Below are 13,278 nucleotides of genomic sequence, written 5' to 3' on the forward strand. Positions count from 1 at the left end.
GGGAGAACTCTGAGAATCCGGCCGTCAGGGGTGGCCCGGGGTGGGGATCGCCCCGGAAATCGCAACCGGACCGCCGGGCCGGACGGTCAACAGATCGGCGGCGTGTCCGGCCGGACCACCACGCTCGGAGTCCGCGCCGCCTGGTCACCGCTCGGGGCGGGCAGTGGGCAGACCCGGACCACCGGCGGCCCCGCGTCCGCGCGGTTACCGCTGTTGTCGAACGTGATCGGCCCTCCCGCGCCCGCCACCGCCTGGCCGCTCGAGGAGAACCCGCTGATCGCCGTGTTGACCTGGCTGCGCTGGACCGGTTTCGCCGACGGGAGCGTCCGCAGGGCCGCCGAGATCGTGGTCACCGAGTCGTAGCCGTTGACCGCCCAGCCGTCGTCGAGGTGGGTTGCGTCGAAGCCGGCGGCGGCGAAGGCCGTTTCGAGGTCGCGGAAGCCCGGGTTGTCGCCGCGGAAGCGGTCGGCGCCGGAGACCAAAGTGGACACCAGGCGGATCCGGCCGTCGGTGAAGCCGGGCGAGCGCAACGCCCGCAGGCGGAGGTCCTCCAGCATCGCGTCGTCCTCCGGCGAGCGGACCCGGAGGCCGTCGGACGTGCTGACCACGGTGACCGACCCGGCCGCGCACCGGCCGCCGACCAGGGCTTCGTCGAGGCTGAAGAGGAACCGGGCCAGGTCGCCGCCGCGCGCGATGTAGAGCACTTCGACGTCCTTCGCCGTGCCGCAGACCCGTTGCGCGGTCAGCGGGACCGTGCTGGCTTCGTCGGCGTCGAACTTGACCTCGGTGATCTTGCCGCCGAACCGGCGCTGCATCAGCGGCAGCGCGGTGCACGGGTACGGGTCGGAGCCGCCGGTGGGCACCATCAGGAAGTCCGGACGGCCGGGCAGGGCCGCCGCGAGCCGCTCGATCTGCACGGCGTTCCGGTAGGCGACGCGGTAGAAGTAGTCCTTCCCGACGCCGCGCGGGTAGGTGATGTCCGGGTCGCACGCGCTGAAGTCCGGCTGGTCGTCGCGGGACCCGGTCTGGTCGAAGCCCTCGGCGGTGATCAGGTCCGACACCATCGGGACCTTCGCCGCCGCCAGCAGGTCCGCCACCTCGGCCGAGCGCTGCCGGCTCAGCCCGAGTCCCGCGACCGCCACGACGGCCGGGTCGTCCGCGAGTTCCCGGGCCACTTCGACGGCCTCGCCGGCCGGCCCGTAGGCGCCGATGTTCGCGACCACCAGCCGCATCGGGTGCAGGCAGCCGGTGTCGTTGGCGTGGCGCTGCCCGGCGGCCATCCCTTCGAGCTCGTGCAGGGCGCGCCCGCCGGCGTTGCGGTCGGTCAGCGTCAGCAGCACGCCGACCGTCACCGGGGTGCCCTGGGGATCGCACTTGCCCGCGGCGGCGGCGTTCTGCCGCTCGACCACGTGCAGCACGGCGGAGAAGCGGTCGAGGCCGAAGTCGTACGAGCCGTCGCTGAGCCCCACGCACTCGTCGGCCGCCGACCAGGCGGAGCCGTCGAACCAGCCACAGGTCACCGCCCGCCGCAGCGGGCGGTGGAAGACCAGGCCGCCCGCCAGCAGGAGCACGACGGCGAGCACGGCGGAAAGCCGCCACCAGTCCGTCCACCGGTGCGGGAAATCCCGGTTCGGATCGGGGACGAACAGCCAGCGGAAGCGCGGGGCCACGGCGGGTCCTTTCGGGACGGGAGGTCAGTACCGGTTGCGGTCCGCCGAGTAGCGGCCGGCCCGGTCGAGGAACGGCTGCCGGTCCGCGACGCCCTCGCTTTCGGCCAGTTGCAGGAAGCCGTGCCAGGCGAGCTGCCGCAGGGCGGCGATGTCCTCCGGCCGCGTCACGCACGGGTCCCGTTCCAGCGCCGGCACGATGCCGAGCAGCGCGTCGGTGTGCCCGGCCGGGGTCGGTGGCCGGCCGATCCCCCGGATCTCCGCCGGATCCGTCACCCGCGGATCGGGGGTGACGACCACGGCGTCGAACAGCGCCAGCCACCGCGCGGACGGCAGTTCGGGCAGCAGGACGGCCAGCGAGTCCGCGACCTTCGCGCGGCCGCCGAGCATCAGCTCGTGGTGCCACCGCCCGGCCCGGTCGTCCGGGTGGGTTTTCCCGCGCAGGAGCCGGAAAACGCCGTCCCAGCCGGTCCGCGCGTCCGCGCGGGCGGCCAGTGCCCGGAGGCCGAGGTAGCGGGCCAGCGGGTGGAGCCGGCGTTCGCCGTCGCCGGAAGCGGGCCACAACGTCGGCGAGGTGTAGAGCGGCGAACCGAGGCCGAAGGGCGGCGGCAGCAGGCGGACGAGCGTCCCGGCCTCCTGCCAGGTCCGGGCGGCCGACAGCGTGATCAGCGCCTCGGCCGAGGCGTCGTCCGGCCGCCGGTGCGGGTCGAGACCACCGACGAAGATCCGCAGCAGGTACCGGTCGGCGCGCCCCTCCTCGTCCGGGTCCGGGCCGTCCAGGAGCGCGTCCGGATCGTCGAGCAACCGCGGGTTTTCCGCCAGCCGGCGCAGCACGAACCCCGTCGCGGCCGGGTGGCCGTGGGTGAGCCGGAACGCCGTCCGGGCGGTGCGCTCCGACGTCGTCCAGTCTTGGCTGCGGGCCAGCTGCAGCACCTCGGACGAACTCAGGTCGGTGACGTCGACCCGCACCCGGGGGCCGTCCACCGGATCGGCTCCCGGCCAGGGCACGGCGCCCGCCGCGGCCGGCCCGGCACTGGTCGTGACCACGGTGAGCGGATCGGGCCGCCGGTTCTCCGGCGTCGGCCGGCTGCCGGCGATCGCGTCGCGCACGCGCAGCAGCGAGCGGACGAAGGTCACCGCCTCCGGGACGTCGCCGTCGTCCAGCAGCAGGAGCATCTGCGGCGGCCGGCCCCGCACGCGGGCGTGGCTGCGGCGCAGGTCCGCGAGGAACGCGCCGACCAGGACGTCGTCCACGCCGCGGCGGACGAGCGGGTCCGCGCTCCCGGCCCGGGCGCTGAGCTCGATCAGCGTGGTCTCGGGGTTCTTGGCGAAGTCCTGGTCCTGGTGCCTGAACCAGTCCACGGCGTCGCCCCAGGAGAACCGCATCAGGCCGCCCCCGCGGTACAGGCGGTTCAGCGTGCTCCGGGTGACTTCCGCCGCCAGCCTCGGGACCAGCTCGGACAGCCCGGGCACCTGGACGTGCACGAGGGCGAACGAATCACGGGCCAGTGCCGTGAGGAAACTGTCGAGCGCGGGTTTCCGTTTGTATTCGTTGAGCCGTTCCCGCAGCCGGGTCAGCTGGTCGCCGGGAAGCAGCCCGGCGAAATTCGCGGTGATGGCCAGCTGGGCGACCAGGGAACGCGGAAAAGTCACCGGATATCCCCGGACACCCACTCCCAGCCCGAGCATGATCGAGGTCAGCAACGGTCGCGGCGACGTCTGATCGCCGTCCGGCACCAGTGGCTGGACCAGCACGGAAGCCGTGCGGTCCCGCCAGTCCCGCAGCGCTTCCTGGAGGATCGCGGTCCGCCCGGAACCGCCGCAGCCGGTCAGGATCACGACCGGCCGCGGCCCGGCCGGCGCGTTTTCCCCGCGCGGTTCGGTCAGTTCCCCGATCAGCTCCAGGACCGACGTCCGGCCCACGAACATAGGTCCCCCTCGACGCCATTCGCTTTTCGCCGTTTCCCCGCGAAGACCGGAACTTTATCGTTTTCGCGCCGGCGGGAGGGCAAGAATGGCACGAAGCGGCCAAAAGGTCAGCCGAACGCCGGGCCGATGACCTGAATGCCGCAGTCCGCGGCACGCGGGGTGACCGGTGCTGCCGGATGGCCGAGGAGGGAACTGATCCGGCCGGGTCAGCCCTGTGCGGCGTGCACGGCCGGTTTGACGAATTCTTCGGCGAATTCGCGGAAGGTGGTGGGCGTGGTGTTCGCGGCGGTGCGCGGGGCGGCGTTGTTGATACCGCGTTCGCCGGCGAGGTCCATGTCCAGCATGGACCGGGCCATCGCCTCGGAAAACCCGCGGCCGACGAGGAACTGCCCGACGGCGGCGCGGTCTCCGCGCCGGAACCGGACGGGCGTGCCGAGTACTTCGGTCAGCACTTCGGCGATTTCCCGGTGCGACAGGTCTTCGCCGCCGAGCACCTCGACCGACTCCTGCCCGGTCCAGGTGTGGTCGAGCAGGTACTCCGCCGCGAGCGCCGCGATGTCCTTCGTCGCGATCCAGGGCATCCTCGACTCGGCGGGCACGGTGCCCGAAACCACGCCCTCCTTGATCGTGGCCACCTGCCGGAGGAGGTTGTCCATGAAGGCGGGCAGGGCCAGGGCGCGCACGTGCGCGCCGGTGCTGCGGAAGAGGTCCTCCATCGCGTGCGACGCGGACACGTGGCCGGCGTAGATCTGCGTCCCGCGCCCGAGTGCGGAGATGATCACGACGCGCGGCACCGCGTGGCGCACGACGGCGTCGGCGCCCGGGATCGAGGCGGTCACATAAGCCTCGTAGGGACTGCTCGCGGTCGCGGCCGCCGGCATGAGCCAGAACAGGGCGTCGGCGCCGTCGAGAGCGCGGTCGAGGACGTCGGGATCCCGGTGCGAGCCGACGACGACCTCGGCTCGCTCCCGGACGTCGGCGGGCAGCCGGCCCGGGTCCCGGACGACGACCCGGATCGGCTCGTCCCGCCGCAGCAGCGTGGCGACGAGCTTGCTGCCGATCTGCCCGGTCGGGGCGGTGATCACAATCATGGATGATGGCTCCGATCAGCGGGAAGCAGAAGTAAACTCGACTGTACCGTATACTTTGAGGTGGACGCCATGGCCCGACGTGGGGAAGCGCTACGCGAGCACATCCTCGACACGGCGAAGCTGGCCTTCCTGGAGGACGGCTTCGAGCGGACCTCCATGGACGCGATCGCGGCACGCGCCGAAACGTCGAAGCGTTCCCTGTACGCGCACTTCCCGACCAAGGATGCGCTGTTCCTCGCGGTCGTCGAGCGCGTCCGCGCCCTGTTCGGCGCCCGGATGCGCACGCCCGCCGAGTACGCCGGGGCGCCGGAGGACGCGGTCGTGCGGTACTGCGGGCGGTTCCTCCAGCTGGTGCGGTGGTCCTCGGTCGCGCGGATGCTGCGCCTCGGGATCGCGGAGGCCGATCGGCTGCCGGAGCTGGCGGCGGGCCTCTACGACGTCCTCTTCGGGACCACGGCCGACGACCTCGCGGCACACCTGGTGGCGGCACTGGGGCTGGCGACCGGCGAGGCCGAAGCGGTGGCGAACGAACTGATCGGCCTCGTCCTCCACCCGACGCTGCCGCGCCTGCTGTTCGGCATCGACGCTCCGGTGGACGAGCTGCCCGACGAGGCCGACTTGGCGGCGGAGGTCGATCTCGACCGGATCGGCCGGCTCTTCCGCGTCGTGCTCGGCTCGCGTCGGTGAGCCGACGGCCACCCCGGTAGGCCTCTGAACTGCGCAAATGCACTATACTGCGGCGGTATACACGCTGGGTATACTCCTGCGGTATAGTGATCCGCACCCCCGGGATCCCGGGGGCAAGGAGGGAATCAAGGGAATGTCGATTTCACACACCTTGCTCGCTTTGCTCGAGTCCGGGCCGCGGCACGGCTACGACCTGAAACGGGCGTACGACGAGCAGTTCGGGCAGGACCGCCCGCTGGCTTACGGCCAGGTCTATTCGACGTTGTCACGGCTGCTGCGCAACGGCATGGTCGAGGTCGCGGGCGTCGAGAGCGGCGAGGGGCCGGAGCGGAAGCGCTACACGATCACCGACGCGGGGGTCACCGACGTCGAAACGTGGCTGCGCACGCCGGAAAACCCGCAGCCGTACCTGCAGAACACGCTCTACACCAAGGTGGTGCTCGCGCTGTTGTCCGGCCGCAGCGCCGCCGACGTGCTCAACGTCCAGCGCGGCGAGCACCTGGACGTGATGCGGGCGCTCACCAAACGCAAGCGCGGGGGCGACCTCGCCGATCAGCTGATCTGCGATCACGCTCTCTTCCACCTCGAGGCGGACCTGCGGTGGCTGGAGCTCACCGCCGCGCGCCTCGGCGAACTCGAACAGGCGGTGCGCTGATGACCGGGCCGGGAACGCCGTTGCTCGTCGGCAAGGGACTGTACAAGTCGTTCGGCCCCACGCGGGCGCTCGACGGGGCGGCGCTGTCGGTCTCGGCGGGGGAGGTGCTCGCGATCATGGGCGCGTCCGGGTCGGGCAAATCGACGCTGCTGCACTGCCTGGCCGGCATCATCCGGCCGGACGCGGGCACCATCGGCTACCGCGGCGCCGACCTCGCCGGGATGGACGACAAGGGCCGGAGTGCGTTGCGGCGCACCGACTTCGGCTTCGTGTTCCAGTTCGGCCAGCTCGTCCCCGAGCTGTCCTGCCTCGAGAACGTCGCGCTTCCGCTGCGGCTGACCGGAAGCCGGCGGAAGCAGGCCGAGGCCAAGGCGACCGAGTGGCTGGCCCGGCTGGAGGTCGACGGGCTGGCCAAGCGCCGCCCCGGCGACGTGTCCGGCGGGCAGGCGCAGCGGGTCGCGGTGGCGCGGGCGCTGGTGACCGGGCCGAAGGTGGTCTTCGCCGACGAACCGACCGGCGCGCTCGACTCGCTCAACGGCGAAAAGGTGATGCGGATGCTCACCGATGCGGCGCGGGAAACGCACGCCGCGGTCGTGCTGGTGACCCACGAGCCGCGGGTGGCCGCCTATTCGGACCGGGAGATCATGGTGCTCGACGGGCGCACGGTCGACCGGGAGCTGGTCGCATGATGCGGGAGCTGGCGCTGGGCCTCCGGCTGGCCGTCGGGGGCGGCCGGATGTCCGGCGCGGCGCTGCTGCGCCTGGCGATGACCGCGTTCGGGATCGCGCTCGCGGTCGCCGTGCTGCTGCCCGCGGCGGCGGTCCACCACCTGGTCGGCGCGCAGGCGGAGCGCAAGGCGGCGATCACGCAGATCACCCAGCCGCGCGCGGGCGTCGCCCCGCTGCTGGCCTACAACTGGTACGCGTCGCTCGGTGAGGACTTCGCGCAGGTCACCGCGGTCGCGCCGACCGGGCCGAGCTCGCCGGTGCCGCCGGGGCTCAGCCGGCTGCCGGCGCCGGGGGAGCTCGTCGTGTCGCCGGAGCTGGCCGCGAAGCTGGCCGGACCGGACGGCGGCTCGTTCAAAGCGCAGCTGCCGGGGCGCGTCGTCGACCGGATCTCGCGGGAAGGCGTCTCCGGCGCGGGCGATCTGACCGCGTACTACGGCGTGCCGGCCGCGCAGATCGAAGCCGAGGGCGCCGACAGCAGGAAGGTCTACGCGTTCGGCCGGCCCTACACCGGGCTCGGGCTGTCGGCGCTCATGCTGGGCATCATCCTGCCGACCGCCGCGGTCCTGCTGCTGCCGTTGCTGATCTTCGTGACCACCGCGTCGCGGATGGGCGCGGCGCAACGGGAACGCCGGCTCGCCGCGCTGCGGCTGCTCGGCCTGGATTCCCCGCAGGTCAAACGGATCGCGGCGGCCGAATCGCTGGTCGGGGCCGTGCTCGGGCTCGCGGCCGGGATCGGGTTCTTCGCCCTGCTGCGCACGTTCGTCGCCGACATCCTGCCGTTCGGCCTGCGGATCTTCCCGGAGGACCTGGTCCCGTCCTGGCCGCTCGTCGTGGTGATCGTGCTGCTGGTCCCCGGGCTCGCGGTCGGCTCGGCGCTGTTCGGGCTGCGCCGCACGATCGTGGAACCGCTCGGCGTGGTCCGCCAGGGCAAGCCGGTGCGCCGGCGGATGTGGTGGCGCTGGGCGCTCACCACGATCGGCGTGCTGTTACTGGCCGCCACCCTGGCCTTCGAGCGGGGGACCGGCGACACGCCCGCCGCGCTGGCGCTCTCGGTGGGCAGCGTGTTCCTGCTCGTGGGCGTCGCGGCCCTGCTGCCGTGGCTGGTCGAGCGGCTCGTGGAGCGCCTGCACGGCGGTTCGCCGTCGTGGCAGCTCGCGATCCGGCGGCTGCAGCTGGACAGCGGCACCGCCAGCCGCGTGGTGTCCGGCCTGGTCGTCGTGCTCGCCGGCACGATCCTGATCCAGGGCGTGATCACCTCGCTCGCGAGCGAGGACAACCGGCAGGCCACTCCGCACGGCGTGACCGCCGCCCCGGTGCAGGTGCAGACCACCGCCGCGCACGAGGCCGAGGTCGGCAAGCTGGTGGCGGCCGCGCCCGGGGTGACCGGCGTGCACCCGGCCCGGACCCTGATGTTCCGGTCCGGGGAGCAGCGCGACTACGGCATGGTCGGCGACTGCGTGGCGCTCCGGGTGCAGGCGGACATCGGCGACTGCTCCGACGGCGACGCGTTCTACCTGACACCCGCACAGGGCGGCGCGGCCCCGACCGGCAAAGTGGTGCTGCAGGGCTATTCCCGCACCGGGGACGTGAACGGTCCGGAGTGGACGGTCCCGGGCACCATCCGGGTCGTGCGGTCGGACGACGCGGCGAAATCCGGCCAGAGCCTGCTGGTCACGCCCGGCGCGCTCCACGGGCTCGCCCTCCCGGCGTCCTCCGTCGCGGTCTACGTGTCGGGCACCGGCGACCCGCAGGCGCTGACCGACGACGTCGCGCGGGCGGTCCAGCCGCTCGCCTGGAACGCCACGGCGACCAAGAGCGACTACCTCGGGGAGTTCCGCGCCCGCGACCAGCGGCTGGTGGAGAGCTTCCGCGCGGTGCTGATCACGGCGTCGCTGTTCGTGCTGGCGGTGGCCGCGATGAGCCTGCTGATGCTCTCGATCGAGCAGATCAGCGAACGCCGGCGCCCGCTGGCGGCGCTGTCCGCGGCCGGCGTGCCGATCGGGGTGCTGGCGCGAGGGGCGTTGTGGCAGACCGGAATCCCGGTGGTGGTCGGCGTGGTCCTGGCGGTCGCGGCGGGCCTCGGGCTGACGGCGCCGATCCTGCGCCTGGCGGACCGGCCGATGATCATCGACATCCCGGTGCTGCTCACCCTGGCGGCGACCACGGTGGCGGCGGTCCTGGTGGTGACCGCGCTGACGATGCCGTTGCTGAGGCAAGTGACCCGGCTGGACACGCTGCGCTCGGAATGAGCCGGGGCCGGTCGGCCCCGGCCCGGCTCGCCTGCCGGGCGCGCGGGTTCGCCTGCCGGGCGCCCGGGCTCGCTTGCGCGGTGCTCGGGTGCGCTGCCGGGTGCGCGGGTTCGCTTGCGCGGTGCTTGCGCAGTGCTTGGGCGTGCTGCCGGGTGCGCGGGTTTGCTCGCGCGGTGCTTGGGCGCGCTGCCGGGTGCTCGGGCGTGCTTGCCCGGTGCTCGGGCGCGCCGCCCGGCACCCCGGCTCGCCTGCCCGGCGCGTCCGGGCAGGCCGGCCGTGGTCCCGGCGGCGGTGAACCTCCGCGAGCAGCAGCGGCGCCGGCGCGGCCTAGCACCGCGCCGGCGCTGGTCACCGCCCGCAGGGACCGAAGTACCGGCACTCGATCAACGCCCGCGGGTCGAGGGACCGTGCGCGCGGCTCGAGGGTGTCGAGCAGGGTCGCGATCTCGTCCAGGTCCACGACACCCGCCGCGGTCAGCGGGAAGAACCGCTCCCCGGTGTCGTGGTCGGGGCAGCCGCTGCCGCGCAGGTTGCCCGCCGGGACGAGGGCGAAGACCTCCTCGCCCTCGTTGCCGAACGTGAAGTAGCTCTGCAGCCGCACCGGGGTGGTGTCGCCGACGTCGTTGATCTGCTGGCCGCCGTAGGTCTCCGGGTAGTGCCAGCCCGCGTGCACGTCGTTGGCGAACCACACCCGCGCGGGGTCGCTGTCGCCTTCGAGGAGCCAGCCCCGGGCGGTGAGGAACTCGTGCACCCCGAGCTGGCGGGCGACCATGAGGTCGGACGTGGTCATCGCGGTCCCTTCGGACGAAGTCGGGTACTCACGCTCAGTGTCGCGCTTGGCCGGTTTCCACGACCGGGTGACCCGCGTCCGGGAAGCGAGACACCGGGCCGGCTACACGATGCCCGCCGCGATCAGCTGCTGCCAGATCTCGCCCTGGTCGACGACCTCGACGCCGTGCTTCTCGGCCTTCGTCAGCTTGCTCGCCCCGACGTCGGCGCCGGTGATGAGCAGGTCGGTACTGGCCGAAACCGACGTCGCCGTGGTCGCGCCCGCCTTCTCGCAGAGCCGCTGGAACGTGGGGCGGGGGACCTTCTCGCCCGACCGGGGGTCGCTGATCGAGCCGGTGACCACCACCGTCTTGCCCGCCAGCGGCGCGCCCGCCGCCACGACCGGCGGGAGGTCCTCTTCGCGCACGTCCAGCGAAACGCCGGCCTCCCGCAGGCGCTCGAGCTCGGGGCGCAGCCGGGTGAGGTGCTCGATCAGCGACGCGGCGACCTTCGGCCCGATGTCCTCCACCGCCACGAGCCCCTCGACCCCCGCCTCCACGACGTCCTCCAGGGAGCCGAACCCGGCCCGGCACAGGCGGGCGGCCGTGCCTTCGGACGCCATCGGGATGGCCAGCCCGATCAGCGCCCGGCGCAGGCCGACCGCCCGGCTCGCGTCGATCGACTCGATCATCCGGGTGGCCGAAACCTCGCCGATGCGGTCGAACTCGAGCAGCTTTTCCTTCGTCAGCCCGTAGAAGTCCGACGGGTGCTCCAGGATGCCCGCCTCGGCCAGCCGTTCGATCCACACGCCGCCGATGGCGTCGATGTCCGCCGCCGCCCGCGACGCCCAGTGGATCAGCCGCCGCACCGTCTGGGCCGGGCAGGACACGTTGGTGCAGAACAGTTCCCGGCTGTTGCCCTGCTCGGTCAGCGGCTGCCCGCACGACGGGCACACCTCCGGCGGGACGATCTCCCGCTCGGCGCCCGTGCGCTTCGAGGCGTCGAGCACGCCCGCGACGAACGGGATCACGTCACCCGCGCGGCGCACCAGCACGGTGTCGCCGATCTTGATGCCGCGGGCGCGGATCACCTCCTGGTTGGCCAGGGTCGCGCGGGTGACCGTGGTCCCGCCCACGAAAACCGGCTCCAGCCAGGCGACCGGGGCGATCTTGCCGGTCTTGCCGACGTCCCAGACCACCTCGGACAGCACGGTGGTCTTCTCCTCGGCGGCGAACTTGAACGCCAGCGCCCCGCGGGGCGAGCTCGACCGGGTGCCGGCCGCCGCGTACGCGTCCCGGCTCGCCAGCCGCAGCACGGCGCCGTCGAGGTCGTAGTCCAGGTCGTTGCGCTGCTGTTCGATCTCGCCGATCACGCTCTGCGCCTCGGCGGCGCCGGCGCACCGCCGCATGTCGGCCGCGGTGAAGCCGAGGGTGTGCAGAGCGCTGCCGAGATCGGTCTCCGCGCTGTCGGGCTCGGTGTACAGGTCGAAGGCGAAGAACCGCAACCGGCGCTCGGCGACCGTCGCGGGGTCTTTCGCGCGCAGCGTGCCGGCGGCGGCGTTGCGCGGGTTGATCAGCGGTTTGTCCGGGTGCGCGGTGTTGTAGGCGGCGAAGGTGGAGCGCAGCATGACGGCCTCGCCGCGGACCTCGACGCGGCCCGGCGCCTCGACCTGCTCCGGGATCCCGTCGGTCAGGGCGCGCACGAGCATCGTGACGTCGTCGCCCGTCGTGCCGTCGCCGCGGGTGACGGCCCGGGCCAGCCGCCCGTTTTCGTAGACGACGGCCAGCGACAGGCCGTCCAGCTTCGGCATCACGACCACCGGCTGGCCGGGGAAGCGGCCGAAGAACGCCTCGACCTGCTCGGGTTTGGTCGCCTTCTCCAGCGACAGCATCGGGCGCGAGTGCCGGATCGGCGCGTGCAGCACCGCGGGCGCGCCGACCTGGTCGAGGGGGTTCGGGTCGGGCGTGAGGTCCGGGTGCGCCTCGATCAGGCTCCGCAGCTCGTCCTCGACCGCGTCGTACTCCGCGTCGGCCACCAGCGGCGACCCCCGGTAGTAGGCGTCACGCAGCACCGTGATGCGGTCGGCGAGTTCCTGGATGCGTTGCTGAGCGTTCACCCCGGGGACGTTACCGGGCACCCCCGACAAGAACCGCATCCTGGAAGAACTCCAGGGTTACGATGAAGATCATGCGATTCGCCATCAAGACCTCGCCGCAGAACACCGAATGGGCCGGCATGCTCGCCGTCTGGCAGGCCGCGGACGAAATCGAGCTGTTCGAGTCCGCCTGGACCTTCGACCACTTCTACCCCATCTTCTCCGACCCGACCGGACCCTGCCTGGAAGGCTGGGTGACGCTGACCGCGCTGGCCCAGGCCACGAAGCGGCTGCGGCTGGGCACGCTGGTCAGCGGCATCCACTACCGCCACCCCGCGCTGCTGGCCAACATGGCCGCGACGCTCGACATCGTCTCCGGCGGCCGGCTGGAGATCGGCGTCGGCGCCGGCTGGAACGAAGAGGAGTCCGGCGCGTACGGCATGGAGCTGGGCTCGATCAAGGCCCGCAGCGACCGGTTCGAGGAAGCGTGCGAGGTCCTCGTCGGGCTGCTGACGCAGAAGACCACGACGTTCCGGGGCGAGCACTACCAGCTGACCGACGCCCGCTGCGAGCCGAAGGCCGTCCAGCGGCCGCACCCGCCGATCTGCATCGGCGGCAGCGGCGAGAAGCGCACCCTGCGCACGGCCGCGAAGTACGCCCAGCACTGGAACTTCGTCGGCGGGACGCCCGAGGAGTTCGCCCACAAGCGTGACGTCCTGCACCGCCACTGCGCGGACGTCGGCCGCGACCCGGCGGAGATCACGCTGTCCTCGCACGTCCGGCTCGACCCGGACCTCGACTACGCGAAGGTCGCCGCCGAAGCCGAGGCGCTCGGGGAAGCGGGCGTGGACCTGGCGATCGTGTACCTGCCGCCGCCGCACACCCCGGCCGTGCTGGAGCCGTTGGCGAAGGCGCTCGAGCCGCTGCGCTGAACCGGCCGGTCAGGCCGGGGCACCCCGGGCGGCCACGGCCGCGGCGATGCCCGCGCGGTCGTAACTGCCGGTGGGCAGGGTGGCGCTGTGCGCGTGCCGGACCACGCCCCGGGCGTCGACGAGGATGCTGCCGGACCGCTGCAGCGCGCCGAAGACGGCCCGGTTCAGCCCTGCCCGCTCGTGCGGCGTGCCGCGGGGAGTGGTGAGGACCGGGAACGGGATCTCCTGCTCCGCCCGCCACGCGGCGGCCGTCGCGCGGTCCTCGGGGACGGCGATCAGGATCCGGACGCCGGCCGCCTCGAGCGCGGCGGCGTCCGCGGCGAGGGACCGGACGTGCCGCCGGCAGACCGGGCACGTCGTCGACCGCATGAAGTAGAGCAGCACGGCGTGGTGGCCGGGGAGCTGGACGGTCTGCCCGTCGGTGTCTTCCAGCACCAGCTGCGGTGCGGGCGATCCGGCTTCGAGCACGGTGGACTTC

Annotated in this window: 11 protein-coding genes; 5 read left to right on the top strand and 6 right to left on the bottom strand. The window is 72.9% G+C overall.

Features of this window, described 5'->3' with window-relative positions:
- Positions 1–86 precede the first annotated feature (86 nt).
- The 3 genes from C2L58_RS35495 to C2L58_RS35505 form a co-directional block, all read right to left on the bottom strand.
- Positions 87–1,670, bottom strand: a complete 1,584-nt coding sequence (locus tag C2L58_RS35495; RefSeq protein WP_103342019.1) for an ABC transporter substrate-binding protein — start codon at positions 1,668–1,670, stop codon at positions 87–89.
- A 24-nt stretch (positions 1,671–1,694) separates the two neighbouring features.
- Positions 1,695–3,596 carry a hypothetical protein gene (locus tag C2L58_RS35500; RefSeq protein ID WP_103342020.1) on the bottom strand — a complete coding sequence of 634 codons (1,902 nt, stop codon included), beginning with the start codon at positions 3,594–3,596 and terminating at the stop codon, positions 1,695–1,697.
- A 206-nt stretch (positions 3,597–3,802) separates the two neighbouring features.
- Entirely contained in the window at positions 3,803–4,687 is an 885-nt protein-coding gene (locus C2L58_RS35505; RefSeq protein WP_103342021.1) for an NmrA family NAD(P)-binding protein, read from the bottom strand.
- A gap of 69 nt (positions 4,688–4,756) precedes the next feature.
- Between C2L58_RS35505 and C2L58_RS35510 the strand changes: the two genes are divergently transcribed.
- The 4 genes from C2L58_RS35510 (at position 4,757) to C2L58_RS35525 (ending at position 9,006) form a co-directional block, all read left to right on the top strand.
- Positions 4,757–5,374, top strand: a complete 618-nt coding sequence (locus C2L58_RS35510) for a TetR/AcrR family transcriptional regulator (RefSeq protein ID WP_103342022.1) — start codon at positions 4,757–4,759, stop codon at positions 5,372–5,374.
- Positions 5,375–5,507: 133 nt separating this feature from the next.
- Positions 5,508–6,029 (top strand): PadR family transcriptional regulator, encoded by a 522-nt coding sequence (locus tag C2L58_RS35515; protein WP_103342023.1) that lies wholly within the window; start codon positions 5,508–5,510, stop codon positions 6,027–6,029.
- Positions 6,029–6,718 (top strand): ABC transporter ATP-binding protein, encoded by a 690-nt coding sequence (locus C2L58_RS35520; RefSeq protein WP_103342024.1) that lies wholly within the window; start codon positions 6,029–6,031, stop codon positions 6,716–6,718. Before C2L58_RS35515 ends, C2L58_RS35520 begins: the two co-directional genes overlap by 1 nt.
- Positions 6,715–9,006: an FtsX-like permease family protein gene (locus C2L58_RS35525; RefSeq protein WP_103342025.1), complete on the top strand. Its 2,292-nt coding sequence runs from the start codon at positions 6,715–6,717 to the stop codon at positions 9,004–9,006. The genes C2L58_RS35520 and C2L58_RS35525 overlap by 4 nt, the downstream gene beginning before the upstream one ends.
- A 348-nt stretch (positions 9,007–9,354) precedes the next feature.
- On the opposite strand, the gene C2L58_RS35530 is transcribed toward C2L58_RS35525, so the two are convergent.
- Both C2L58_RS35530 and ligA read right to left on the bottom strand, forming a co-directional pair.
- A complete protein-coding gene (locus C2L58_RS35530) occupies positions 9,355–9,795 on the bottom strand; it encodes a hypothetical protein (RefSeq protein WP_103342026.1) in 441 nt (146 codons plus the stop codon).
- A 102-nt stretch (positions 9,796–9,897) separates the two neighbouring features.
- The gene (ligA, locus tag C2L58_RS35535; protein WP_103342094.1) at positions 9,898–11,889 is read right to left on the bottom strand and encodes an NAD-dependent DNA ligase LigA; all 1,992 of its coding nucleotides are present in this window, start codon (positions 11,887–11,889) and stop codon (positions 9,898–9,900) included.
- 71 nt (positions 11,890–11,960) lie between these two features.
- On the opposite strand from ligA, the gene C2L58_RS35540 reads away from it, so the two are divergent.
- Positions 11,961–12,800: an LLM class F420-dependent oxidoreductase gene (locus tag C2L58_RS35540; protein WP_199191616.1), complete on the top strand. Its 840-nt coding sequence runs from the start codon at positions 11,961–11,963 to the stop codon at positions 12,798–12,800.
- Positions 12,801–12,809: 9 nt separating this feature from the next.
- Here C2L58_RS35540 and C2L58_RS35545 read toward each other — a convergent pair whose 3' ends face one another.
- The gene (locus C2L58_RS35545) at positions 12,810–13,268 is read right to left on the bottom strand and encodes a redoxin domain-containing protein (RefSeq protein ID WP_103342028.1); all 459 of its coding nucleotides are present in this window, start codon (positions 13,266–13,268) and stop codon (positions 12,810–12,812) included.
- Positions 13,269–13,278: the final 10 nt, after the last annotated feature.

It is taken from the genome of Amycolatopsis sp. CA-126428 (assembly GCF_002904335.1).
Classification (GTDB): Bacteria; Actinomycetota; Actinomycetes; order Mycobacteriales; family Pseudonocardiaceae; genus Amycolatopsis.

What these genes read in the sequence shown, in the direction of transcription:
- C2L58_RS35500 (WP_103342020.1), bottom strand. Translation starts at nt 3,596, where the DNA reads ATGTTCGTGGGCCGGACGTCGGTCCTGGAGCTGATCGGGGAACTGACC.
- C2L58_RS35505 (WP_103342021.1), bottom strand. Translation starts at nt 4,687, where the DNA reads ATGATTGTGATCACCGCCCCGACCGGGCAGATCGGCAGCAAGCTCGTC.
- C2L58_RS35510 (WP_103342022.1), top strand. Translation starts at nt 4,757, where the DNA reads ATGGCCCGACGTGGGGAAGCGCTACGCGAGCACATCCTCGACACGGCG.
- C2L58_RS35515 (WP_103342023.1), top strand. Translation starts at nt 5,508, where the DNA reads ATGTCGATTTCACACACCTTGCTCGCTTTGCTCGAGTCCGGGCCGCGG.
- C2L58_RS35520 (WP_103342024.1), top strand. Translation starts at nt 6,029, where the DNA reads ATGACCGGGCCGGGAACGCCGTTGCTCGTCGGCAAGGGACTGTACAAG.
- C2L58_RS35525 (WP_103342025.1), top strand. Translation starts at nt 6,715, where the DNA reads ATGATGCGGGAGCTGGCGCTGGGCCTCCGGCTGGCCGTCGGGGGCGGC.
- C2L58_RS35530 (WP_103342026.1), bottom strand. Translation starts at nt 9,795, where the DNA reads ATGACCACGTCCGACCTCATGGTCGCCCGCCAGCTCGGGGTGCACGAG.
- C2L58_RS35540 (WP_199191616.1), top strand. Translation starts at nt 11,961, where the DNA reads ATGCGATTCGCCATCAAGACCTCGCCGCAGAACACCGAATGGGCCGGC.